Source organism: Nostoc sp. ChiSLP03a (genome assembly GCF_034531215.2).
GTDB lineage: Bacteria > Cyanobacteriota > Cyanobacteriia > Cyanobacteriales > Nostocaceae > Nostoc.
Genome location: NZ_JAVRBQ020000029.1, coordinates 52,432 through 73,696 on the forward strand (window position 1 = coordinate 52,432; position 21,265 = coordinate 73,696).

At 42.1% G+C, this 21,265-nt stretch carries 23 protein-coding genes; 12 read left to right on the forward strand and 11 right to left on the reverse strand.

What is annotated here, in order from left to right; genetic code table 11:
* Positions 1–43 precede the first annotated feature (43 nt).
* The 3 genes from RMY32_RS03905 to RMY32_RS03915 all read left to right on the forward strand — a co-directional run bounded on the left by RMY32_RS03905 (position 44) and on the right by RMY32_RS03915 (position 2,522).
* On the forward strand, positions 44–1,063 hold the full coding sequence (locus tag RMY32_RS03905) for an ABC transporter ATP-binding protein (protein WP_322709008.1): 1,020 nt from the start codon (positions 44–46) through the stop codon (positions 1,061–1,063).
* A gap of 130 nt (positions 1,064–1,193) precedes the next feature.
* Entirely contained in the window at positions 1,194–2,081 is an 888-nt protein-coding gene (locus RMY32_RS03910; protein WP_322709009.1) for an ABC transporter permease, read from the forward strand.
* Between the two features lie 39 nt (positions 2,082–2,120).
* Positions 2,121–2,522 carry a hypothetical protein gene (locus tag RMY32_RS03915; protein WP_322709010.1) on the forward strand — a complete coding sequence of 134 codons (402 nt, stop codon included), beginning with the start codon at positions 2,121–2,123 and terminating at the stop codon, positions 2,520–2,522.
* A 175-nt stretch (positions 2,523–2,697) separates the two neighbouring features.
* Here the strand turns inward: RMY32_RS03915 and RMY32_RS03920 are convergent, their stop codons facing one another.
* Positions 2,698–3,135, reverse strand: a complete 438-nt coding sequence (locus tag RMY32_RS03920; RefSeq protein WP_322709011.1) for a peroxiredoxin — start codon at positions 3,133–3,135, stop codon at positions 2,698–2,700.
* A gap of 194 nt (positions 3,136–3,329) precedes the next feature.
* On the opposite strand from RMY32_RS03920, the gene RMY32_RS03925 reads away from it, so the two are divergent.
* The 5 genes from RMY32_RS03925 (at position 3,330) to RMY32_RS03945 (ending at position 6,573) form a co-directional block, all read left to right on the forward strand.
* Positions 3,330–3,734: an Npun_F0494 family protein gene (locus tag RMY32_RS03925; protein ID WP_322693651.1), complete on the forward strand. Its 405-nt coding sequence runs from the start codon at positions 3,330–3,332 to the stop codon at positions 3,732–3,734.
* Positions 3,735–4,111: 377 nt separating this feature from the next.
* Positions 4,112–5,596 carry a cobyric acid synthase CobQ gene (cobQ, locus tag RMY32_RS03930; RefSeq protein WP_322709013.1) on the forward strand — a complete coding sequence of 495 codons (1,485 nt, stop codon included), beginning with the start codon at positions 4,112–4,114 and terminating at the stop codon, positions 5,594–5,596.
* A gap of 86 nt (positions 5,597–5,682) precedes the next feature.
* A complete protein-coding gene (locus RMY32_RS03935; protein WP_322709014.1) occupies positions 5,683–5,919 on the forward strand; it encodes a 2Fe-2S iron-sulfur cluster-binding protein in 237 nt (78 codons plus the stop codon).
* A 57-nt stretch (positions 5,920–5,976) separates the two neighbouring features.
* The gene (locus RMY32_RS03940) at positions 5,977–6,195 is read left to right on the forward strand and encodes a type II toxin-antitoxin system HicB family antitoxin (protein WP_322709015.1); all 219 of its coding nucleotides are present in this window, start codon (positions 5,977–5,979) and stop codon (positions 6,193–6,195) included.
* A 177-nt stretch (positions 6,196–6,372) separates the two neighbouring features.
* Positions 6,373–6,573, forward strand: coding sequence for a hypothetical protein (locus RMY32_RS03945; RefSeq protein ID WP_322709016.1), 201 nt, complete (start codon positions 6,373–6,375; stop codon positions 6,571–6,573).
* 325 nt (positions 6,574–6,898) lie between these two features.
* On the opposite strand, the gene RMY32_RS03950 is transcribed toward RMY32_RS03945, so the two are convergent.
* The 4 genes from RMY32_RS03950 to RMY32_RS03965 all read right to left on the reverse strand — a co-directional run bounded on the left by RMY32_RS03950 (position 6,899) and on the right by RMY32_RS03965 (position 13,096).
* The gene (locus RMY32_RS03950) at positions 6,899–7,342 is read right to left on the reverse strand and encodes an SRPBCC family protein (RefSeq protein ID WP_292786899.1); all 444 of its coding nucleotides are present in this window, start codon (positions 7,340–7,342) and stop codon (positions 6,899–6,901) included.
* An 88-nt stretch (positions 7,343–7,430) separates the two neighbouring features.
* Complete coding sequence (gene zds / locus RMY32_RS03955; RefSeq protein ID WP_322709017.1) at positions 7,431–8,870, reverse strand: 9,9'-di-cis-zeta-carotene desaturase; 1,440 nt, start codon at positions 8,868–8,870, stop codon at positions 7,431–7,433.
* Positions 8,871–9,145: 275 nt separating this feature from the next.
* Positions 9,146–9,322 (reverse strand): CopG family transcriptional regulator, encoded by a 177-nt coding sequence (locus RMY32_RS03960; protein WP_322693645.1) that lies wholly within the window; start codon positions 9,320–9,322, stop codon positions 9,146–9,148.
* Between the two features lie 2,142 nt (positions 9,323–11,464).
* On the reverse strand, positions 11,465–13,096 hold the full coding sequence (locus tag RMY32_RS03965; RefSeq protein WP_322709018.1) for a DUF6930 domain-containing protein: 1,632 nt from the start codon (positions 13,094–13,096) through the stop codon (positions 11,465–11,467).
* 317 nt (positions 13,097–13,413) lie between these two features.
* Here RMY32_RS03965 and RMY32_RS03970 point away from each other — a divergent pair, with 317 nt between their 5' ends.
* From RMY32_RS03970 to RMY32_RS03980, 3 genes are all read left to right on the forward strand, one after another.
* Complete coding sequence (locus tag RMY32_RS03970) at positions 13,414–13,770, forward strand: iron-sulfur cluster assembly accessory protein (protein ID WP_322665540.1); 357 nt, start codon at positions 13,414–13,416, stop codon at positions 13,768–13,770.
* Between the two features lie 99 nt (positions 13,771–13,869).
* A complete protein-coding gene (locus RMY32_RS03975) occupies positions 13,870–14,292 on the forward strand; it encodes a hypothetical protein (RefSeq protein WP_322693643.1) in 423 nt (140 codons plus the stop codon).
* Positions 14,293–14,476: 184 nt separating this feature from the next.
* Positions 14,477–14,722 carry a hypothetical protein gene (locus tag RMY32_RS03980; RefSeq protein WP_322693642.1) on the forward strand — a complete coding sequence of 82 codons (246 nt, stop codon included), beginning with the start codon at positions 14,477–14,479 and terminating at the stop codon, positions 14,720–14,722.
* A gap of 163 nt (positions 14,723–14,885) precedes the next feature.
* On the opposite strand, the gene RMY32_RS03985 is transcribed toward RMY32_RS03980, so the two are convergent.
* On the reverse strand, positions 14,886–15,806 hold the full coding sequence (locus RMY32_RS03985) for a TIGR01777 family oxidoreductase (RefSeq protein ID WP_322709019.1): 921 nt from the start codon (positions 15,804–15,806) through the stop codon (positions 14,886–14,888).
* A gap of 424 nt (positions 15,807–16,230) precedes the next feature.
* On the opposite strand from RMY32_RS03985, the gene RMY32_RS03990 reads away from it, so the two are divergent.
* The gene (locus tag RMY32_RS03990; protein WP_322693640.1) at positions 16,231–16,578 is read left to right on the forward strand and encodes a hypothetical protein; all 348 of its coding nucleotides are present in this window, start codon (positions 16,231–16,233) and stop codon (positions 16,576–16,578) included.
* Between the two features lie 80 nt (positions 16,579–16,658).
* Here the strand turns inward: RMY32_RS03990 and RMY32_RS03995 are convergent, their stop codons facing one another.
* The 5 genes from RMY32_RS03995 to RMY32_RS04015 form a co-directional block, all read right to left on the reverse strand.
* Positions 16,659–17,096 carry an FHA domain-containing protein gene (locus tag RMY32_RS03995; RefSeq protein WP_409882195.1) on the reverse strand — a complete coding sequence of 146 codons (438 nt, stop codon included), beginning with the start codon at positions 17,094–17,096 and terminating at the stop codon, positions 16,659–16,661.
* Between the two features lie 247 nt (positions 17,097–17,343).
* On the reverse strand, positions 17,344–19,824 hold the full coding sequence (locus RMY32_RS04000) for a heavy metal translocating P-type ATPase (protein WP_322709020.1): 2,481 nt from the start codon (positions 19,822–19,824) through the stop codon (positions 17,344–17,346).
* Between the two features lie 175 nt (positions 19,825–19,999).
* Positions 20,000–20,230, reverse strand: a complete 231-nt coding sequence (locus tag RMY32_RS04005) for a hypothetical protein (protein ID WP_322709021.1) — start codon at positions 20,228–20,230, stop codon at positions 20,000–20,002.
* A 182-nt stretch (positions 20,231–20,412) separates the two neighbouring features.
* The gene (locus RMY32_RS04010) at positions 20,413–20,688 is read right to left on the reverse strand and encodes a TM2 domain-containing protein (protein WP_322709022.1); all 276 of its coding nucleotides are present in this window, start codon (positions 20,686–20,688) and stop codon (positions 20,413–20,415) included.
* A gap of 98 nt (positions 20,689–20,786) precedes the next feature.
* Complete coding sequence (locus RMY32_RS04015; protein WP_322709023.1) at positions 20,787–20,957, reverse strand: hypothetical protein; 171 nt, start codon at positions 20,955–20,957, stop codon at positions 20,787–20,789.
* Between the last annotated feature and the right edge of the window lie 308 nt (positions 20,958–21,265).

A 21,265-nucleotide genomic window follows, 5' to 3' on the forward strand; every position in this document is an offset into this window, starting at 1 on the left:
GGATAGACTTTATTGAGATTTGTATAGTTGGGGATCGGCTGTCATGGCTCCCGCCGTTTTAATTCAAAATCTGCAAAAACGTTACGGTACAGTGGTTGCCGTCCAGGATGTTTCCTTTCAGGTAGAACCAGGAGAAATTTTTGGTTTGCTTGGTCCCAACGGTGCTGGGAAAACTACTACCTTGCGTGCTTTGTGTACGTTGACCACACCGGATGCAGGCATTATCGAAGTATCTGGCATCTCTGTGTTAGATAATCCAAAAGTGGCAAGACAACGACTAGGCTACATAGCTCAGGAAGTCGCTATAGATAAGGTGTTGACTGGAAAAGAACTGCTGCAATTGCAAGCAGCACTTTATCACCTTCCAGGCGCAGTAGCCAAACAGCGTATTGAAACGGTATTAGATTTACTCGGTTTGCAAGAATACGCCAATAAAAAGACAGGAACCTACTCAGGCGGTTTACGCAAGCGCCTAGACTTGGCTGCCGGCTTGCTCCATGCACCGGATGTTCTGGTATTGGACGAGCCAACTGTAGGGCTTGACATAGAAACCCGTTTTGTAGTGTGGGATTTCCTCAAAAAATTACGCGCTTCTGGGACGACGGTAGTAATTACCAGCCATTACTTAGAAGAAATTGACGCTTTAGCCGATCGCGTGGCAATTATAGATCGCGGCGTTGTCATTGCCAGCGATACACCTTCGCAATTGAAAGATCGAGTAGGGGGCGATCGCATCACCTTGCGAATCCGCGAGTTTTCCCCCATTGAAGAAGCCCAAAAAGCTAAAAACCTCCTGAAACCTTTGCCCTTTGTCCAAGAAATCATCATCAACAGCGCTCAAGGTAATTCACTCAACTTAGTAGTGACACCTCAGAATGATGTTTTCATTAACATACAGCAAGCGCTGAATACCGCTGGCTTGCCCATATTTGGCATCGCCCAATCTCGCCCCAGCCTCGATGACGTTTATCTCGCTGCCACAGGACGCACCTTGTTGGATGCAGAACTCGCAGCCGTCGCCACCCGCGATCCCAAAGCTGAGAAGAAGCAGAATATGAGATAGGGACTGGGGACTGGGGACTGGGAACTGGGAACTGGGAAAGAGTTTTGCCAATCCCCAATCCCCAATCCCTAATCCCCAATCCCCAATCCCCAATCCCTAATCCCTAATCCCTAATCCCCAATCCCCAATCATGAGTGTTACTCCTAAATCTGATATCAATTGGCAGCCGCTAGCATCACCGCAAGCAGATGTTAATACTGCACCTAACTTTTTCGGTGAATTGGTACAAGAGACGTTGGCTTTAACTCGTCGCTTGTTTATTCAGTTGCAACGCCGTCCCTCATCTTTGGTTGCTGGAATTATTCAACCAGTAATGTGGTTAGTGCTATTTGGTGCTTTATTCCAAAATGCCCCCAAGGGTATATTTGGCAATACAACAAATTACGGTCAATTTTTAGCTGCTGGCATCATTGTGTTTACAGCCTTTGCTGGGGCGCTGAATGCTGGTTTACCTGTAATGTTTGACCGCGAGTTCGGCTTTTTGAATCGTTTGCTAGTAGCACCCTTAGCATCGCGGTTTTCCATTGTTTTTGCCTCAGCCATTTTTATTATCAGCCAAAGTTTGTTGCAAGCAGCCGTAATTGTTGCAGCAGCAGCATTTTTGGGGGCTGGACTTCCAGATGTAGCGGGTTTAAGTGCGATCGCTTTAATTGTCTTACTCTTAGCTTTGGGTGTAACAGCCATCTCCCTCGGTTTAGCTTTTGCTTTACCCGGACATATTGAATTGATTGCAGTGATTTTTGTCACTAACCTACCATTATTGTTTGCGAGTACTGCTTTAGCACCTCTATCCTTCATGCCTAAGTGGTTACAGGTTGTAGCTACTCTAAATCCTCTCAGTTATGCGATCGAACCAATTCGCTATCTCTATTTCCACAGTAATTGGGGACTAAGTAGTATAGTGATGCAGGCTCCTTGGGGCGATGTTACCTTTGGGGGAGCATTACTAGTGTTGTTTGGCTTTGCCCTAGTCGCCTTGCTGAGTATTCAACCCCAACTGCGGCGTACTCTGGCTTAAAAAGATAAAATAGATCAATTTTATTTAGGGTCAAAACCCATGAAAAAACCATTTTTACAAATTACTAGACTCTTTCTAGCTACGGCAGCAGGAATTAGCTTTGCTTCCTTGCTCATGGCTCAACCAAGTTCCGCTCAAATCAGCAGCCCAACGGATGCTTTCCCCAGCAATAGTACAACAGACCAAAATACCGATCCTTTCGCCCGTTCCAACTCAGACAATTTCAATATGTTCGATCTGATTCATCGGGCAAATTTCGGGAATCTCAACTGGGATTCTAACCAACAGAACGAAGAACTAAACTCAGCAGCAGCAGCCTTTAAAGCAAGGCAACAAAAACTAATTCAAGGTCAACAACAGCAACCAACCACCAATAGTTTGCCAACGATTATACTACCATCAGTTACATCGCCATCGGTGACACCACCATCAGGTAACTGAATTCAAACAAAGAACCCCAAGCCTCTAGAGCATCGATTCAGTAATCAAAAACCTAACCCCCCAGCCCCTTCCCTACAAGGGTAGGGGGAGAGGTTCTTCGAGGATTACTGAATTGGTGTTCTAGGGCTTGGGGCTGAAACTATTTAAAAAAAATCCTGAATTATCAGGTAAAAAACTACAGTCCAAGCGCAGCTAAAATATCGCTAGCATGGTTGCTGGTATTTACATTAGCGTCAACATGGGTAATTTTACCGTTGGGGTCAATTACGTAAGTGACGCGCTTGGCATAACCGCCGCCATCCACATCGAAAGCTTTGATGAGGGATTTGTCGGTGTCAGCCAGTAGGGGAAAATTCAAATTATATTTTTGGGTGAATGCCTGATGGGAGACTTCATCATCTGCACTGACTCCCAATATTACAATATCTTTACCTTGATATTGAGACTGGGCATCCCGAAAACTACAGGCTTGTTTGGTGCAGCCTGGCGTGTCATCTTTGGGGTAAAAGTATAAAACAACCGTCTTCCCCCTCAAATCAGATAACGAAACTGTGTTGCCGTTTGTATCTTTGGCGGTAAATGCAGGTGCATCCGTACCAACTGCTAGAGGCATAATTAACTTTTCCTGTTTCAGATTGTTGATGCACTTGAAATTTTACATTAATTTATAATGTTTAAATATAATTACTAAAAAATCGGATAAATACACTTTAGGTAACTAATTTTGGTTTAATGGGGTATTTGGTACAAGAAAAAATATATTCTTAAATTAATCTTTGTTAGAAGAAAAATTTCTACCAATACACAATGGCTGCTGTTGATTCCCAAAACCCAAATATTTTTGTCTATCCTCAAAGTACAGTAGAAAGAGCCGAACGATCGCTAGTGTGTTCGCCTTTTAATGTATCTTTATTTGAAGTGATGAGCCACCAGAGTGTATCATTAACTGCGATCGCTCTGGAAAATGGACTCAAGCAGGGCTATACTAAACGCCCTTTATCAGAATTAGCTTGTGATGACGCTTTGGGCTGGTTGATTCAAGTAGGTGTATTGCGCCGAGAAGTTGATGGTCAGGGAATTACAGATAGTTTTCGTCTCACTCCCTTGGGACGCCAGTTAGTAGAACAATACCAAGGGAAAAATTGGCGTACTCCTTCATGGCGCGATCGTTTCTATGATGCTGTGATTCGTTGGTTACGGATACCTTTTTAGAATAAAAACCTAAGAGTTAGGATTAGGGAATCAAAGGGAACAATATATACGGAAACATCATATCTATTCATGAAGTCTTTACCATAACCATCCAACTGCAATTTGTGATGGTTATAGTGGGCATTGGGCATTGGGCATTGGGCATTGGGCATTGGGCATTGGGCATTGGGCATTGGGCATTGGGCATTGGGCATTGGGCATGGGGCATTGGGCATGGGGTAAGGGGAAAAGGGGAAAGATTAAATTTATTCCTTTTCCCTTTAACCTTTAACCTTTTCCCCTGCCCCCTGCTCCCCCGCTTTTCCACTTTCCCTGCTCCCTTGTTGTTCGCTCCTAAAAATTAACTCTGTATCTTGAAAAACTAAGTGATAGCAACTATGAAATCAATTATGGTAGTGGGGACAACATCCCATGCAGGGAAATCACTTTTAACTACAGCTATTTGTCGCATTCTGTCACGGCGTGGTTGGCGAGTGGCTCCCTTTAAAGGTCAAAACATGGCTTTAAATGCTTATGTCACCGCCAGTGGTGGAGAAATTGGCTATGCTCAAGCAGTGCAAGCTTGGGCTGCGGGAGTCGTGCCTTGGGTAGAAATGAACCCAATTTTACTCAAACCTCAAGGGGATATGACTTCTCAAGTAATTATTAAAGGTAGGTCTGTAGGTAAAGTCAGTGCCTCAGATTACTACGAGCAATATTTTGAACTGGGGTGGCGGACAATTGAAGAATCGCTACAGCATTTAGGAACAGAATTTGACATGGTGGTTTGTGAAGGTGCCGGTAGCCCTGCGGAAATTAACCTCAAGCACCGCGACTTAACTAATATGCGTGTAGCAAAACATTTAAATGCACCAACCATATTAGTAGTTGATATTGACCGAGGTGGTGCTTTTGCCCATGTCGTTGGCACCTTAGAGTTATTGGAACCAGATGAACGCGCTTTAATTAAAGGTATAGTAATTAATAAGTTTCGAGGGCAGCGATCGCTCTTAGATCCGGGGATAAAATGGTTAGAAGAACGCACAGGTATCCCCGTTATCGGTGTTATACCCTACTTGCAAGAAATGTTTCCAGCAGAGGATTCTCTTGACCTGCTAGAACGTCAATCGTCTACAAATAAAGCCCAAACTGACCTCACTATTGCCGTCATCCGCTTACCAAGAATTGCCAATTTCACCGACTTTGACCCACTGGAATCAGAAAGTACAGTTTCAATTAAGTACTTAAGTCCTAAGCAAGATTTAGGACATCCTGATGCAGTAATTATCCCAGGTACAAAGACCACAATTGCTGATTTGCTACTGCTGCAAAAAAGCGGTATGGCAGAAGCGATCCAAAACTACGCTGCTTCTGGGGGAACGGTTTTAGGTATCTGCGGTGGCTATCAAATGCTCGGTCAAATCATCGCTGACCCAGAAGGGATAGAGGGACAAGCTGGCAGATTTCAAGGGTTAAATCTTTTACCAATCAGAACTGTGATTACAGGACAAAAAATCGCCCGTCAGCGCCAAGTTAGCTCAAATTATCCCCAACAAGGCTTGCCAGTTAATGGCTTTGAAATCCATCAAGGGCGATCGCGTATCGAACAGCAAGGCATAGATATTCAATCGTACCATGCCCTATTTGACGATATTAATTTAGGGTTAGTAGATAGTTGTCAATCGGTGTGGGGAAGTTACCTCCACGGGCTTTTTGACAATGGGCCTTGGCGACGGGCTTGGTTAAATCGCCTCCGTCAACAACGAGGTTTAAAATCTTTGCCTACCGGTGTTGCTAACTACCGAGAACAGCGAGAGCAAATTTTGGACTCTCTAGCCATTGAAATTGAAAGCCATTTAGACTTAAGTCTGTTTTTGTCTTAAGCTAAAATTCCTTGAAATGTCATTGGTCATTTGCAAAGGACAAATGACAACTGACAAATGACAACTCTATTAAATGCGTAATATTAATGATTGTTCGTGTCCGTTTTTTACCAGATGATGTCACAGTAGATGCCGAAGTGGGAGAAGCCCTCTTAGATGTAGCAGACCGGGCTGGGGTATTTATTCCCACCGGTTGTCTGATGGGGTCTTGTCACGCTTGCACCGTCGAATTAGAGGATGGAGAGATCGTTCGCGCTTGTATTAACGGAGTACCGCCACGCGAGGAATTGACGATTAATTTGTTTAGCGACCCAACTTGGTAGTTTTTTAATCCTCTAAGTTCAAAATATCAGATGAGGAAGTAGAGGAAAAGAAACAAGATGAGTAAACTTAAATACCAAATGCTTATTCAATGGTCTGAGGAAGATGATTGCTTTTTAGTAGCATTCCCTGATTTTCCAGGACAACGCTGGCGGACTCATGGGGATACTTACAAGTTAGCTGTGGCAAATGGAATTCAAGCTTTAGAGTCTCTAATTATTGCTTACAAAGCTGTAGGTGATGCACTTCCAGAACCAACAGTAAGTAGAGTGCATTAACGCAATTGAGTAGGTGGTAACTAATGCTGCACAATTTGTGCGATCGCCTTTTATTGAGATTAAAATAGTATTTTTACGTAATCTCACTGTTATTTTGGTGGCTGAACTCATGTTATATTTTTTTTGGCTGGGACTTACTCAGCTTTATTGATTATTAATAAATAAAGGTTAACTATAGTGAATAAACTGAATAACTGTCAGCTTGCTGCTGTCCTCGTGGGTGGTATTGGGTTTGGCTTTGCTGTTGTACAGGAAGACTGTCGTTTTCCCTATGTACAAACAGTTATGCCTGCTGCCTTGATTACCTATGTTAAGGCTGATGATTCCAAGCTCCCCTCTGATTCTGACAAGAAATTAGAGGGTAAAGGTAAACGGTAAGCAATTTACCCTCAGCATATATAAAAGTGCTGAGGGTGGGCAAAACTAAATTGATAAATTAGGAGGATAAATGTTTCATTCTGGACAATGCCCTAACTGTAAAAAGTCAATTAGTTCTGTAAAATTTTGTTCTTTAAAAGCAGAGAGTCCTACAACTCATGACATTGTTGGGTACTTGTGTAATTCTTGTAATACTATACTTGGAGTTCAGATTGACCCTACTTCTCTAGCAGAGCAAATAATACGGAGCTTAAAATCTTAGTTTCTTTCAGGCAGTAAGAAACTTTTACACATTGTTTCCTACTGCCTATTTTTGCTATCTATATCAATTAGCTTTAACATTCAGTGCATATTCTTTAAACCTTTCCAAATCAGCTTGAATCGTTGATTCAACTATCCGTCCCAAAAATAAGTTATCCATAATTTTGCCAAGAATGCCGGGGATAGCATAGGAAATAGTCATTTTCACAATACTACTATTGTGGCGATCGTAAAAGCGAATTGCTCCCTGATTTGGCAAACCATCAACCGATTCCCATTGAATAATTTGGTTGGGAATAACTTTGAGAATTCGGGATTGCCAATTAAATTCTAGACTGCCCGTCTTTAATTTCCAAAGAGATATATCTGGATTATCTGGCGGAATTTTCACTGAATCAATCCACTTCATCCACCGGGGCATTTGCTCTAAATCAGACCAGAGGCTCCATACTAAATCTATGGGAGCCTCTACTTCTACCTGCACAGTATGCTCTAACCAGTCTGGCATTTCTCTTTTTCCTTCTCTACGAGATGCTTTGCGATCGCGTTCTTTGCACTCTTTGAAGTAGCCTGCGGCAAGCCACTGGGTGTCTACGTTATTTCTTCAAACTCTCCAAAATCACTTTTGCCGCACGCCGTCCAGAAATAGTAGCACCTTCCATGCTGTCGATGTAGTCTTGCTGAGTATAACTCCCGGCAAGGAAGAAATTATCTACTGGTGTTTTTTGGTTGGGACGGTACGCATCCATCCCTGGCGCTTCTCGGTAAAGAGACTGAGCAAGCTTTACAACACTGTACCAAGTCATATTTAGCTCCCGCGACGAGGGAAACAGTTCATGGACTTGCTTGAGAACATGTTGTGCGATCGCTTCATTACTTTGGGCAATAAACGGATCTCCCGGTGTCAGCACTAACTGTAATAAAGACCCCTGTCCTGGGCGATAATAATCAGCAGGGCTAGTCAACGCTAAATCGGCAAAACAAGAAAAGTCAGCATCGGCTGTGTAAAGTAAATTATCGATTCCAGCCGCCTGATTTAACTGTTTGCGTTGCTCTCGATCGTTCAGTTCTGTTACCCAACCGTCAAAGCGTAACTGCACTGTAGCCACTGGCACTGCATCCAGTTTGTAAATATTGTCAAATTCTGACCACTTACGCCACTCCTGGGGTAGGATGCGTTGAATTCCTGGAACATCACAGGCAAAAACGTAAGCATCAGCTGCGATCGTTTCTACTGCATCACCTTGGGCAACTACTATACCAGTTACACGGGTTTGTTCGGCTGACTCAGTAAACTTAATTTCTCGAACTTGTCGGCGCGTGTAAACTTTGGTGCCTCTAGCTTCCAAATATTCCAGAATCGGTTTGTGTAAATATTCAGCTGGAGAACCTTCCAGCATTCGCAAAACTGAAGCTTCAGTTCTAACTGCAAATAGCTGGAATATGGTTAACATACAACGGGCAGACATATTTTCGCAATCAATAAATCCCAATGCGTAGGCAATGGGGTTCCACATCCGCTTGATGCTGCCATTACTCCCACCATGACTGCGAAACCAATCGGCAAAGCTAACTTTATCTAAATTGCGGATAGTTTTCATCGCCCCATTAAAGTCTACTAATCCGCGAACTACCGGACTAGTACCCAAAGCGATCGCATTTTGCAATTTATCCTGCAACGATAGTTGGGAAGTAGTAAAAAATGCCTTTAACCCATTGAAAGGCGCACCTGTAAGAAAGCGAAAATCCAAAGCACCAGTGCGCCCCCCTTTATTGATAAAAGTGTGGGTATGTTCCTTGAGGCGTAAGTTTTCTAACACCCCCACTTTTTTCATTAAGTCAAATAGTTGGTAGTAGCACCCGAAAAATACATGCAACCCCATTTCTAGATGGTTGCCATCTCCATCAACCCAACTGCCAACTTTACCGCCGACAAACGGACGAGATTCAAAAATCTCTATTTCACAACCAGCATCAGCTAGATCCACTGCGGTTGCTAGCCCAGCCAGTCCCGCACCTACGATTGCAACACGCATTCCGTCGTTCCTTTTCAGTTTCTTTACAGATTGTAACTGGGTTGGTGTCGGAATTTGCTACTTAATATCAACTCCAGCAGCATATTAATACTTGCCAATATCGATACTAAAAACTCTTTGATTACTTCTTTTAGTCCCGGTAAATGACCAGACGCGATAAAAACGCGTCTGTATCATCTAGACAAACTTTTGTCCATAGTAGCGGACTCTCAAAAGTATCAGAGATATTTTTTGGTGGCAAAGCAGTTTTCTGGATAAGTTGTGAAAGTCACTTCTTAGTTGTTTCCATCTTTACCGTCGTCGGAGATAGGCAAACTTCTAATCAGTTCACGAATCACATCAGTTGCAGGTCTACCTGTTTGTTGGCAATATTTTTCTAGTTTTTCCGCTTCCTGCGTTGCAAGATTAACTGTTATGCGTTTAACTGCCCATTTTTTATTTGTCATTATCATGCTATCTGCTGTATATTTAGATGGTCGAAAGGGTCTAAATTAAAGAGGGAACCGATAAGGTTATCAGAGTTTGTCTCACGAAACAAGTAATACCATTAATATTAAGAATGTTTGTTTTGTCAAAGGATCGATCATTTTCTAAAAAAATCAAAATACTACACTTTATTTGTTACTATTGTGACAGCATAAATAGCACATCGTTGCTTTTGAAGATAATAACCCCACTAACAGCATGAGTAAACCCTAACAATGAAATTTTATAAAGGAATTCTAGATACCTACTGTTAACTCAATGAAGATTTCCAAAGTTATTCTCCATTGAAAGCATTTGACCTTCTCTCTTAACTAAGTTCGTCAAACCCAGTTGGAGAGAATATCTGCTAGAACATCAAAAAATAAAGCTTCAGAATCATTATGATGCTGAAATGCTGATTTACAGGAGGTTTGAAGTGGTGTGTGTAGAGCGTTAATAGGGACTTAGAAAGTAGACAAATAAGCGATCGCCTTAAAACAAACACCTACATCTAACCAGACTGTAACCAAGAACTTAAGAGCTACTTGAACTGTTATCAATTTTGGCTTACTTCGATCAAGCTGATTGCTTTTCATTGCCAACATAGTAGCCCGAAAAAAAGGGACAACGCTCAGTCTACTGAGTCAAAATTGCCAATTATCTTGGTAATTTTGACAGTAACATCTGTAATTTTACACAGACGAATTCATCCAGAATATATGTGATGTTATTTGACTGTTGCCGATAATATTTTAGTTTTGCTTCATATTTTTACAATAAATCATCGTCAGAATGCTATAAAGCATTGCATCTTTTTTATCTTCTTTCTAGCGATATAGCTTGCTTTGAAACCAGCAATATTTTTACGATTTTTCGTCTTCATTTATCTAGAGGTTATATAAATCCTTTTTAGCCAAGTAGGGCGTTAGAAGTTTGACATAAAAATCTTTCCTCATATCTAAGCCAAGATATAAATTCCTGCAAAGAAAATTTTTGTCACAACTATTTTTATCTGGTAAGTATACCCGTAAAAACAATCGTATATTTTAATTTTTTCGGCAGTGTGTTTATTATAGCTATTATTTACGCGCTTTAAATAATCTTCATTTAGACACTAGCAAAGCTATTTTTTCTCCTTTATAAAAAAATTACAAAGAAAAACATATTATCTGAACTTTTGCTTAATGATATTGATATATAACAGGAGGCTAAACTCAAAAACTTGTTAAAAAAAAGATTCCAGTATCTCAATGTATTGGTTAGGTTTGATTCAAGCAGTCTTTGGAGATAAAATTTTAGGCTTTTGTAGTTATTTATACTTAGAAATCTGAGATCAAATAATTAGAAAACTATGAAAATATAGGTACTTCATGAAATTTAGGTAAAGTTAGCTTCTCAAGATTGGTCGCGTATTCGTATTGACATATACATGAATATTCATGAAAAAGTGCCGCACGCTGATAAGTACGCAGATCGCGAAGACTGAGTAGAACCGGAAATACTCTGCCTCTACTTGACAGACTAGCTACCAGGGATGGGTTATATACCAATACGATTTAGTTAAAAGTTATTGGTGTAGACAGTTGGTCTTTCAAGACGCGATAAAACGCCTGTCCACATCTGGGTTTTGTTGCTCATTCTGAATTGTATTGGGGTATATACAAAAGTGAAAATCCTGAGTCCTTTTTACTTGCCTGAAACAGTTACTGCTTAATTCAAAATTCTGAATTAAGCAGTAAAACACGCTTGATATTTAGGTAACAGACTTAGCTTGTGTAACTCACTTTCCTTGAAATCTGCTGTCAATGATGCGCCCTTACTTTCATCCGCACGTTTTGCTATAGGGTAAGACAGTACTCAGGACTGGTGAATCAACACTCCGTTGGTAAAGAGAACAGGGGTAAACGTTATAGCAAGGGACTGGGGACTAGGGACTGGGGACTGGGTGAAAAGCCTTTTTGTGTCTAAATTTTATCATCTGTTAATGTCCTAACCTTTTTGACTGTTGCTATAAAAGGCAAAGCCTTCCCTTTTATTCCTCTCAAATGCAGTTTTAATCAATCAAATACACATCAACTTAATTTCTCATACCGATAATTTGAGATTGAGGATTGCGGCAATTCATGTAATTATTCAAATTTCAGTTGGGGCATAAGTTGGAGAGTGCCAATACCTAAATCTTTAGGTGAAAGCGATCGCCCTTCAAACAAAGCCATCATATCTTTTAACTGAGGATTGCCACGGGAGGCTCCCGTTAGTCCTTTGGCAATGATTAAGCCACAGTAGCCCTTAGTATTTTTACACCGCTGATTCCATTTTTTTCGGGCTTCGACATGAATCGGATCTTCATCTAAAAATTCACCGAATAGGAACAATTCGCCATTTTGAGTTTGCAATAAACCCAGGTCGTAGCGATCGCCATCAAAAGGATCGGCACCTGGATTGAAGCAAATTGCTTTCAGTCCGCCTGCTGCTTCAATCCTTTCAATTACAGTCTTCGCCTTGGGCCGAGAAGTTTGAATTAAAATCACCGGCAAACCGTCACCCACTGGTTCGATTTCACTAGCCTGGTGGTAGCTGACCCCCTTTCGCAGAAACTCCAACATTTCCCAAGACACTACACCTAAGCTGAGGAAGGAATCTTCTGGTATCAAGTCATCTCGCAATGATTGGAAATCAAGGTTGTTAATCTCCTCGTCATCAATACCAAAGCCTGCCATTTCCTCTAATTCTGCTGCTAACTGCGGCATGGTAGAGACTGTCACAGCCACAGATTTAGTTGATTCTTCCGACTGCGGTAGAGAAATGCGATAGCGACGGCTTAGAGTTGGGAAAATGTCCTCATGAAGTTGGCGACGGTGATCGCGAATAAAGCGGCTCAGGCTTTCGATCGCAACCAAGATTACCAATGCTTCTTCGTCATACAAAACAGACCGTAGTCCTTCTAAGGGGTGGATATTACCAAAAGTAGGGTCAATTTCTGATAATGGCAGATCCGCCAAATCATCTTCTTCATCGTCATCTTCATCGGTTTCGTCAACGCTCTCAAAAGTGAGAAACAGGCAATCTTGCTTAAGGAACGCTTCTTCTAGATGCTCTGTTGATTCTTCATCCGTTAAAACTGCGGCGCGAAACTGTTTTAAAGAGTCTTCTGAGCGATAAAACAAAATCCCATACTCCATTCCCAGCATTCCCATAACTGAGGCGTAGAGTGTGCCTACATCCCACCTATTAATCTCGATTGACAAAATTTGCTGTTCTTGCAAAAATTCCCAAGGTGCTGCTTGCCAAATTGCAAATGCTTTCTCTCGCAAGATTTGCGCATACTGTGGAGGTAAATCGGGGGTTTGACTATCGAGGATGTCGGCGAATCCCCGAAATAGTTCGTCAATTAAAGGTAGTTCTGCTGCGTAGTCAATGGCGATATCCAAATCTTGCAGCACTCCCCGCAGGTAAAATTGGATCTCGCGGTCTTTGACTACAATTCTTTGGGGTCTAGCAGGTCTTGCCGGACTCTGGGGATGCTCCATTGCTTGCATTAAGGTGCGAACTATTGCTTCTGGTCCGGTATCAGAAGCTACCACGTCCATTCCTCGAACAACACCTTGGGAGTAATCTACCCAAAGAATGCATTCTCCCTTTGCCTCTGAGTCTGACAGCTGGTTTGGTGATGACAACGGACGGCGATCGCCCTCCCATACAGAAGGAATTTGAGTTAATTTCTTCAACCGGCGACTGGTAGAGCGATTAAAACTTGTCATAGAATCAAAAGAAGCAATTTGGAAGTAAACTTTGGGGGCTAGCTAGCCTCGGATTAAATTTTTATGGCTGCACCTGAAGGGTGGTTGCTTCTGTTGCTGCCGTAAGGCTGGAATTTTAAGAATACCGAATGTATAAACACATTGAGTCTCTCAATTCTAGAATAAAAATCTTTGGCTACTTTTGACGGAGTGTTTACAATTTGGTATCTAGCAACATCTAAGCCGCTAGAATGAATACAAAAACACCAAGAGCAACCCAGAAGCATTACAAGCCGATATAGGGTAACGCTTATACTAATTAAGGAGTTGAAAAGCAGATGACACAAGCAATTGAAGCTCAACAACGTGGAATTCTGTTGAGCGAAGCCGCATTGCACCAGGTAAAATCCCTCCGGGACAAGCAAGGCACAGACTTGTGCTTACGGGTAGGAGTGCGTCAGGGTGGGTGTTCTGGGATGTCTTACATGATGGACTTTGAAGATACCAGCAAAATAACCCCTCATGATGAAGTTTTTGATTATGATGGCTTCAAAATTGTCAGCGATCGCAAGAGTTTGTTATATCTCTACGGTTTAATGCTCGATTACAGCGATGCCATGATTGGCGGTGGTTTCCAATTCACTAACCCCAATGCTAATCAAACTTGTGGTTGCGGCAAGTCATTTGGGGTGTAATATTGTCAGTTGTCATTTGTCCTTTGTCATTTGTCTTTTGCAAATGACCAATGGCCGATGACCAATGACCAATGACTAATGACTAATGACCAATGACCAATGACTAATACAGTTGAATCCCTGTTTGATACAGGTTTAGAACGCTATAAAGCAGGAGAATCAGCAGAATCTTTAATCCCTGTATTTAAAGAAGTGTGCGATCGCGCTCCTAAAACTAGTGCAGCTTGGGTTTGTTTAGCGTGGTTGTATCTACTCGATAACAAACCCAATTTGGCTTACAAAGCCGGACAGAAGGCAGTCAAGTTAAATCCACAAGATCCCCAAGCTAGAATTAATCTCGCCTTAGCAATGCTGGAAACAAAGCAAAAAGGCTTGCGGGAACATATAGACGTGGCACAACAGTTGATTTTTGTCAACGAAGAATGGAGTGATGAAATAAAAAATAGTATTGAGGACGGTTTAAGTAGAAAACCAGATTGGCAAAGTTTAGCAAAAGTCAAAAGTTGGCTGTTTGAAAAGTAGAGGATGGGGACTGGGAACTGGAAACTGGAGGTTAGGGACAACGAGGAGAAAAAAGAATTTATTGAAGTAACTCTCTAAGTTGTCTCTTCCCAATTCCCAATGCTCAATTCCCAATGCCCAATGCCCAATGCCCAATGCCCAATGCCCAATGCCCAATGCCCAATGCCCAGTACCTAATCCAATCATGAAAGATAAATTGTTAAATTGGCTAAACATAGTTTTAGTCGCCGATGTTTTTTTGGTTTTATTTGGCTTTGGCTGGTTAGCGATCGCAGCGATCGGTGATGCCGCTGGAGTAAACCTGGGTTTAGATTTGTGGCATCAACTGTGGCAACCCTTGTTTAACCCCGCAATTGGCATTCTCATGGGCGGTGCAATTCTCAGCGGTATTATCAGTTGGGTTTCCAAAAAATTTCTCTCTAGTCAATAGTCAAGGAACTGGGTACTGGGGATTACGGACTGGGGACTGGAAAAAAGCAGGGGAGCAGAGGGGAAGGAAGTTGCAGTAAGTCTTTCCCCTAAGCCTCTTTGCCCCTGTGCCCTTGTCCCCAGTCCCCACTCCCCACTCCCCACTCCCCACTCCCCACTCCCTTTTAATTAAGAATTTGTGTTAATGCCGATTGCAAATTAGGATATTTGTACTCAAAGCCTGTTTGCACAGTGCGTTTTGGGATAACTTGTTGACCTTCTAAAACTACTATTGCCCCGTCTCCTAAAAGAGCTTCGATCGCAAAAGCAGGAACAGGCAACCAAGAAGGGCGATTCATCACTTGTCCCAAAGTTTGGCTTAAATCTGCCATCCTAACTGGGTTAGGGGCAGTGGCATTATATACGCCTTCTATTTCCGGTTTAGTTAAAGCTTGCAAAATCAGGTTAACTAAATCGTCTACGTGAATCCACGAGAACCACTGCCGACCACTGCCAATAGGCCCGCCAGCAAAGAGTTTGAAAGGCGGAATCATTTTACCTAAAGCACCACCATTGCCGAGGACAATTCCAAAACGCAGAATTACTAGTCGCACACCAGCATCTTTTACTTTTCTCGCTTCAGCTTCCCAGGCTTGGCAGACTTGGGCAAGAAAATCGTTACCAGATAGGCTGGTTTCATCAAAGGTAGCAGTTTCACTGGTGCCGTAGTAGCCAATAGCCGAAGCGTTAATTAACACAGATGGTTTAGGGTTCGCCTTGGCTATTGCTTCAACTATTTTTTGTGTACCTAATTTTCGGCTATTGAAAATTTCTTGTTTCCGTTCTGGTGTCCAACGTCCTTCACCAATAGGTTCTCCTGCCAAATTAACTACGCCATCACAACTAGCAATGACACTTTGCCAAGAACCAGATGCATTTGGTGTATGGGCAACAATTTCTACATTAGGGAAAGCCTCAGATGGAAAAACCTTTTGAGCAAAAGCAGTATTCCGAGTTAATGCTACTATCTTATGACCTTCTTTGTGTAATCGTTGTACCAAACGACTACCGACAAATCCTGTTGCTCCAGTAATTGCGACTTTCATTTTCTACCTCAGCCAAACCTTTATTGTAAAGTTTTCGATCAAACTTTCAGCTTACCAAAGAAGGCAGGAGGCAGGAGGCAAGAGGAAGAAAACACATTTTTTGCCCTCTACCACTTTCTTCTAGATCGAGTAAATTTATTTATGTTCGCGAAGCCTATCTTAGAGAAGAAAGAACAAAGTATATATTTCGAGCGAAAAGTGCCACAAAAAACACTGCGTCCTTATTGAAACCCTATTTAGCTGACGCTCTCGGAACGCCTAAATTATTTATGACGTTTACCTCCTGCCCCCAGCAAGAACTGCCTCTTGATTGACTGTATATCTGGTAATACCTGCTCTCAAAAACTTTGATTTTTTAATGACTTTATATTTAGATACTTCGGTATTATAGGATGGACGGAGTGTTGCAAGGCTTGGGGCTATTATGGCTCGCTATACCTGTTCATTTATTATTTCTGTTCCTAGTGACCATCTGGTGCCGTTACTTGTAGAACTTCTACAGGACTGTCAGTTGGATATTCAGTATCACACAGCCGAATATATTATCGGTCGTGAGGTTCCTGGAAATGTTCCTTTTCCTAAATTAATAACAGTAGAAGTACTGATTGACAAATCAAAATCTACTGAAACAGAAACTCGGATGAGTATTGTGATTAAAAATGAAGAACTACCAATTCACCTAGATAATTACTGCCGACAAATGTTTGAGTTAATCAAGCAAGCTATTGAAAGTAGCCGCCATTGGCATTTGATTGAAAGTATTGCAGGATAGTTTTGGTGATTGAATTGATACTTCCACGGTTTGAAGCCGTGGAAGCATCAGACTGTGATTGGTAGTTATAATTCACTCTCTTAATCCTCTAAATCCTCGGCCATACCGGGGTTTATTAGTGTAATGTCGTACTCGCTCGAATCCGTTTGTCCTAAACGCTGAGTGTTTCTTAAAAGGTAATAAATGGCACGTACTTGAGGCCCAAAAACGATCTCGTCTTCATTTCTGAGATCGTGGGCTGGTATTTTACGTCCATTAATCATCAAACCATTGGAACTAGGCTTACCTTTGGCATCGCCATCTACAATCCGGTAATAGTAGCTATGACTATTATGCTCTCGTGGCAATCTCACTAATGTGGCATGGCGGCGGGAGACAAACTGCGACATCAAACGGATATTACATTCGCGGTCTCTACCAATAGAGTAGACGGGGTGCTCCAGAGAAAATTCTTTGCGACCTTGATCGTCTTCAATAATTAGTAGATGGTTTTCATTGGTTTCTGCTGCCATTGACAAATCGTGGAACTGTAATTGATTAAACTTTGTTTAGTATCGTATCTTGCCATTTTTGCGCACCAAAAGTTTGTGGTGCTAATCTAAATAAGCTTTAAAATTGCATAATACCTTGAAAGAGTAGAACATGTCCGTTCTACTCCAGTAGCTATGATAGCTTTGGTAAGTGTCTTAATCTGACGACTGACTCCTAAATTCTGTTTTGATAACCAAGATTTGTGGTGACAAATTGGACGTGTAAAGGAGTATTCTACACGCGATGAGCGAATCGCCGTAATAATATTGAGTTGGTGACGACGCTAACAGAACTAAAAGCCATTAATGCAGCAGCACCAGATGGATTAAGCACAAAACCCAGACTAGGAAATAAAACACCTGCTGCTAAAGGAATGCCAACTGTATTATATGCAAAAGCCCAGAATAAATTTTGGCGGATTTTGTTGAATGTGGCGCGACTAAGCTGAATAGATTCGACGACATCGTTTAGGCGATCGCGCATTAAAATAATTTCAGCAGTTTCCATCGCCACATCTGTCCCGGAGTGTAAAGCAATCCCGACATCAGCTTGAGATAAAGCTGGAGCGTCGTTGATTCCATCTCCTACCATTGCCACAACGGATTGGGGATTGGGTATTGGGGATTGGGTATTAGGAAGAATTTTTCCTAGTCCCCAGTCTTTAGTCCCCAGTCCCTCTTTCTGTAGAGACTGTATTGCCGCCGCTTTTTTAGCTGGGGGAACACCTGCGATTACATCAGCGCTATCTAATCCTAGTTGTTTAGCTATGGCGCTAGCTGCTTCTGGACGATCGCCACTGAGCAACATTACCCGTAAGCCCATCTGACGCAACTTATCTACTGTAGATCGAGCATCCGATCTGAGGGTATCAGAAACACCAATTAGTCCGGCAAAAGTTCCGCCAATTGCTACACAAACAACTGTTTTACCATCTGTTGCTAAATCCTGTGCTACCTGTTGTGCGGTTTCGTTAATGGCAATGCCGTGCCAACTCAACCATTCCCAGTTACCCAATAATACAACTGTGCCTTCTACTACAGCAGATACCCCTAGCCCTGGTTCCGTGTGAAAGTCTACGGCTTCTGGAATAGATAACTGTTGCCGTTGTGCTTCTTGTTGAATCGCTTTTGCTAGGGGATGGTAAGTACCACTTTCTACGGCGGCTGCTAGTCGGATTAGGGATTGAGCATTGTTATTCTTCCCCAGTCCCCAGTCCCTAGTCCCCGATCCCTCAATTAGCAGACAATCTGTAACAATGGGATTACCTGTGGTAAGAGTACCAGTTTTATCAAATACTACGGTGTTTAACTGGTGTATTTTTTCTAAAACATCGCCACCTTTGATTAACAAACCTCTTTCTGCGCCCATAGCAGTTCCAACCAGAATGGCTGTTGGTGTGGCAAGTCCCAAGGCACAGGGACAAGCGACTACCATAACTGCGATCGCTAGTTTTAAACTAATTAATAAGGGAGAGGAATGGGCGTTATGTGTAGCGTGGCTCATCATTTCCATACCACCAGACATAGTGATATCAGTCCAGATGTGAGTGCCGAAAAAGTACCAAAATCCAAATGTTAAGACAGATGCTGTCAGCACACCGTAGGTAAAGTAACCAGCTACTGTATCTGCTAATTTCTGTACTGGTGCTTTGCGAGTTTGGGCGGCTTCTACTAGGGCGACAATTTGAGCTAGAGTTGTATCACTTCCAATCCGGGTTGCCTGAATAGCGATCGCTCCTGACTGGTTTAGTGTTCCCCCTATCACCATATCTCCTGGTTTTTTGATTATTGGCACGGCTTCCCCGGTTAGCATTGATTCATCAACCGTTGTTTGACCAACCATCACTTCACCATCAACGGGGATTTTATCACCTGGCAGCACTTGTAAGCATTCACCGACACGCACCTGTTCAGCAGGAATTTCAACACTAGAAGAACCCATGTCGGCTTTCTCTGGGTTGGCAATCAATCGCGCTAAGAGTGGCTGGAGTGCTAGCAATTTTCTAAATGCAGCCGCCGCACGACCTCTAGCTTGTTGCTCTAATGTCCTTCCTAAGAGAATAAAACCCAGCATCATTACTGGCTCGTCAAAGAAGCACTCCCAACCCAATTGGGGAAAAAGCAGCGCTACTAAACTAGCAATGTAGGCTGTCAAAGTTCCCAATCCCACTAGGGTGTTCATGTTAGGCGCATTTCGTCGCCAGCCCAGCCAGCCATCTACTAAAATCGGGCGACCGGGAATTAACAGCGCCACTGTCGCTAGTCCACAGTGAAACCAAATATTATTTAGCACTGGCAGCACTGAGCTACCAAGATTACCAAAATGTCCAGTTGCCGACAATATCAGCAATACTGCTGCGATCGCTAACTGCCATAGAGAAGAACGCATTTCTCGGCGTTGTCGTTCTGCTGGATCTGGTAAGGTTGATATTTCGCCTGCTACTGTGCCATTAGCTTTTCGGGGTTGAGTCGGGAATCCAACGGCTGTTAATCGCTGTGCCAGTGCATCTACATCTATTGCACCAACTTCTGACTCTACAACTGCTACCTCTGTGGCCAGGTTCACACAGGCACTCTTGACTCCTGGATGTTGGCTCAGTTGTCGCTCTACTGCGTTCACACACCCAGCACACTTCATACCCCCAACATCTAGAATAATCTTCTCTAGGATTGGGTCAGGTTCTAGGGCTGGCTTAGTTTTCGGGACAAGTTGCATGGCTTGTGTTTAGATTCGCTACAGAAATTCAACGCCTGACTAAAAGCGTCTCTAATTCGAGCGTAGGCTAAATATGGAACTATGACTCAATGTCAACCATATTAAAATTATTAATTTATCGTACTTCGTTGAGCATCTAGACTATCGCTGCATTTTAATTCAACGTTCCAAGTTCTCAGATTTTTCTGTAGGGTTCTGAATTTGAAATTTGAAATTCCCCTACAGGGAGTTGACATTTCCAACGTTGATAAGTGACATAAATAATCACTGCCATCTGTATTGGCGCGATCGCAATCAGGTTTTTGAAGAAATAGTTGATTTCTAAATGAGATATAACGCTGAAATATCCTAAGCCTAACAAGAAGAACATTGCCCAGTTAAGCTGTTTGGGTTTGAAATTGAGCATATTAATAAAAATAAATATAGAAGGTAAAAGTGCTGTATAACTTTTGTTAAAGGTAAAAGGTGAAGCGAAAGGGAAAAAGGATGTTTGTTTGGTTGCTAACCTTTATCCCTGCGCTTTTGCTGCAATCCTAAACTTGGCAGGGGGTATCATTTTCTGCTTCCAGTAAGAAAGCTATTCTTGCACTAGAACCAGCCCTGCTTATTCACAAAATAAGTATTTACAAATCCTTCAGAAGATTTATTTAAGTAGATCATGCCTTCAATTAGACCTACAAGTTGCATAACTAACAAAGCAACACCGTAGGTAAAAGAACCCCCAACTACAGAAATCACTAACATGATAAAGCCTTCCGAAGCGTATCCTAGAATAAACTTATGAACCCCGAATGCTCCCAGGATAATGCCACAGTAACCAGCTAGAAGTTGTTTGGTAGGGTGACTGGGGTTAAGATTTGCCATATAAGTGCTGCTCCTCGATCGGTGAGTATAAAAATAAAGTCTTTATTGTAATGGAAGCAAATACATTTACTTGCTTAATAAATAGATTTTTAATTTTTTCAATCTGAGTAAATCTCAAGATGAATAATTAAAATCAGCATGATTCTATTCCAAGGAGACGCTAAGATGTCTTGCGCTATAGGCTGAACTGGCGCTCCTTGATGGCTTTTGCTGGATTTGACGATCGCAAACCCTGATGCAGCAGTTTTGCAGATTTTTAGCTCAGACATTTATCTTGAGCAGAATCAATCTTAAATAATCAGCAAAAGCTGCTACATACACCACTTTTTACAAGTCCATCAGTATTATTTCCGGATTTTTTTGCGATGCTTCCAGCAAATGTGAAACGCCATCGCACCAATGACAAGACAATTACATGGCTAGTGGGAATCTAGAAGTGCAAAAGGCAGCTTCCATATCTTTCTAACCGTTTTTTAGTTACCGATCCCCACTTCCATGAGCGCAAACCGGAATTGCATTCCAATTTATGACAGCTAAAAATGGTTCAAGAAGACAATTAACATCTCGAAAAATGGCT

Excerpts from the sequence above, each read along its gene's own strand:
- RMY32_RS03925 (WP_322693651.1), top strand. The coding sequence starts at position 3,330 with ATGGCTGCTGTTGATTCCCAAAACCCAAATATTTTTGTCTATCCTCAA.
- RMY32_RS03940 (WP_322709015.1), top strand. The coding sequence starts at position 5,977 with ATGAGTAAACTTAAATACCAAATGCTTATTCAATGGTCTGAGGAAGAT.
- RMY32_RS03975 (WP_322693643.1), top strand. The coding sequence starts at position 13,870 with ATGACTAATACAGTTGAATCCCTGTTTGATACAGGTTTAGAACGCTAT.
- RMY32_RS03935 (WP_322709014.1), top strand. The coding sequence starts at position 5,683 with ATGATTGTTCGTGTCCGTTTTTTACCAGATGATGTCACAGTAGATGCC.
- RMY32_RS04005 (WP_322709021.1), bottom strand. The coding sequence starts at position 20,230 with ATGCTCAATTTCAAACCCAAACAGCTTAACTGGGCAATGTTCTTCTTG.
- RMY32_RS03950 (WP_292786899.1), bottom strand. The coding sequence starts at position 7,342 with ATGCCAGACTGGTTAGAGCATACTGTGCAGGTAGAAGTAGAGGCTCCC.
- RMY32_RS03965 (WP_322709018.1), bottom strand. The coding sequence starts at position 13,096 with ATGACAAGTTTTAATCGCTCTACCAGTCGCCGGTTGAAGAAATTAACT.
- RMY32_RS03980 (WP_322693642.1), top strand. The coding sequence starts at position 14,477 with ATGAAAGATAAATTGTTAAATTGGCTAAACATAGTTTTAGTCGCCGAT.
- RMY32_RS03915 (WP_322709010.1), top strand. The coding sequence starts at position 2,121 with ATGAAAAAACCATTTTTACAAATTACTAGACTCTTTCTAGCTACGGCA.
- RMY32_RS04000 (WP_322709020.1), bottom strand. The coding sequence starts at position 19,824 with ATGCAACTTGTCCCGAAAACTAAGCCAGCCCTAGAACCTGACCCAATC.
- zds (WP_322709017.1), bottom strand. The coding sequence starts at position 8,870 with ATGCGTGTTGCAATCGTAGGTGCGGGACTGGCTGGGCTAGCAACCGCA.
- RMY32_RS03985 (WP_322709019.1), bottom strand. The coding sequence starts at position 15,806 with ATGAAAGTCGCAATTACTGGAGCAACAGGATTTGTCGGTAGTCGTTTG.
- RMY32_RS03960 (WP_322693645.1), bottom strand. The coding sequence starts at position 9,322 with ATGATAATGACAAATAAAAAATGGGCAGTTAAACGCATAACAGTTAAT.
- RMY32_RS04015 (WP_322709023.1), bottom strand. The coding sequence starts at position 20,957 with ATGTCTGAGCTAAAAATCTGCAAAACTGCTGCATCAGGGTTTGCGATC.
- RMY32_RS04010 (WP_322709022.1), bottom strand. The coding sequence starts at position 20,688 with ATGGCAAATCTTAACCCCAGTCACCCTACCAAACAACTTCTAGCTGGT.
- RMY32_RS03905 (WP_322709008.1), top strand. The coding sequence starts at position 44 with ATGGCTCCCGCCGTTTTAATTCAAAATCTGCAAAAACGTTACGGTACA.
- RMY32_RS03970 (WP_322665540.1), top strand. The coding sequence starts at position 13,414 with ATGACACAAGCAATTGAAGCTCAACAACGTGGAATTCTGTTGAGCGAA.
- RMY32_RS03990 (WP_322693640.1), top strand. The coding sequence starts at position 16,231 with ATGGCTCGCTATACCTGTTCATTTATTATTTCTGTTCCTAGTGACCAT.
- RMY32_RS03920 (WP_322709011.1), bottom strand. The coding sequence starts at position 3,135 with ATGCCTCTAGCAGTTGGTACGGATGCACCTGCATTTACCGCCAAAGAT.
- RMY32_RS03910 (WP_322709009.1), top strand. The coding sequence starts at position 1,194 with ATGAGTGTTACTCCTAAATCTGATATCAATTGGCAGCCGCTAGCATCA.
- cobQ (WP_322709013.1), top strand. The coding sequence starts at position 4,112 with ATGAAATCAATTATGGTAGTGGGGACAACATCCCATGCAGGGAAATCA.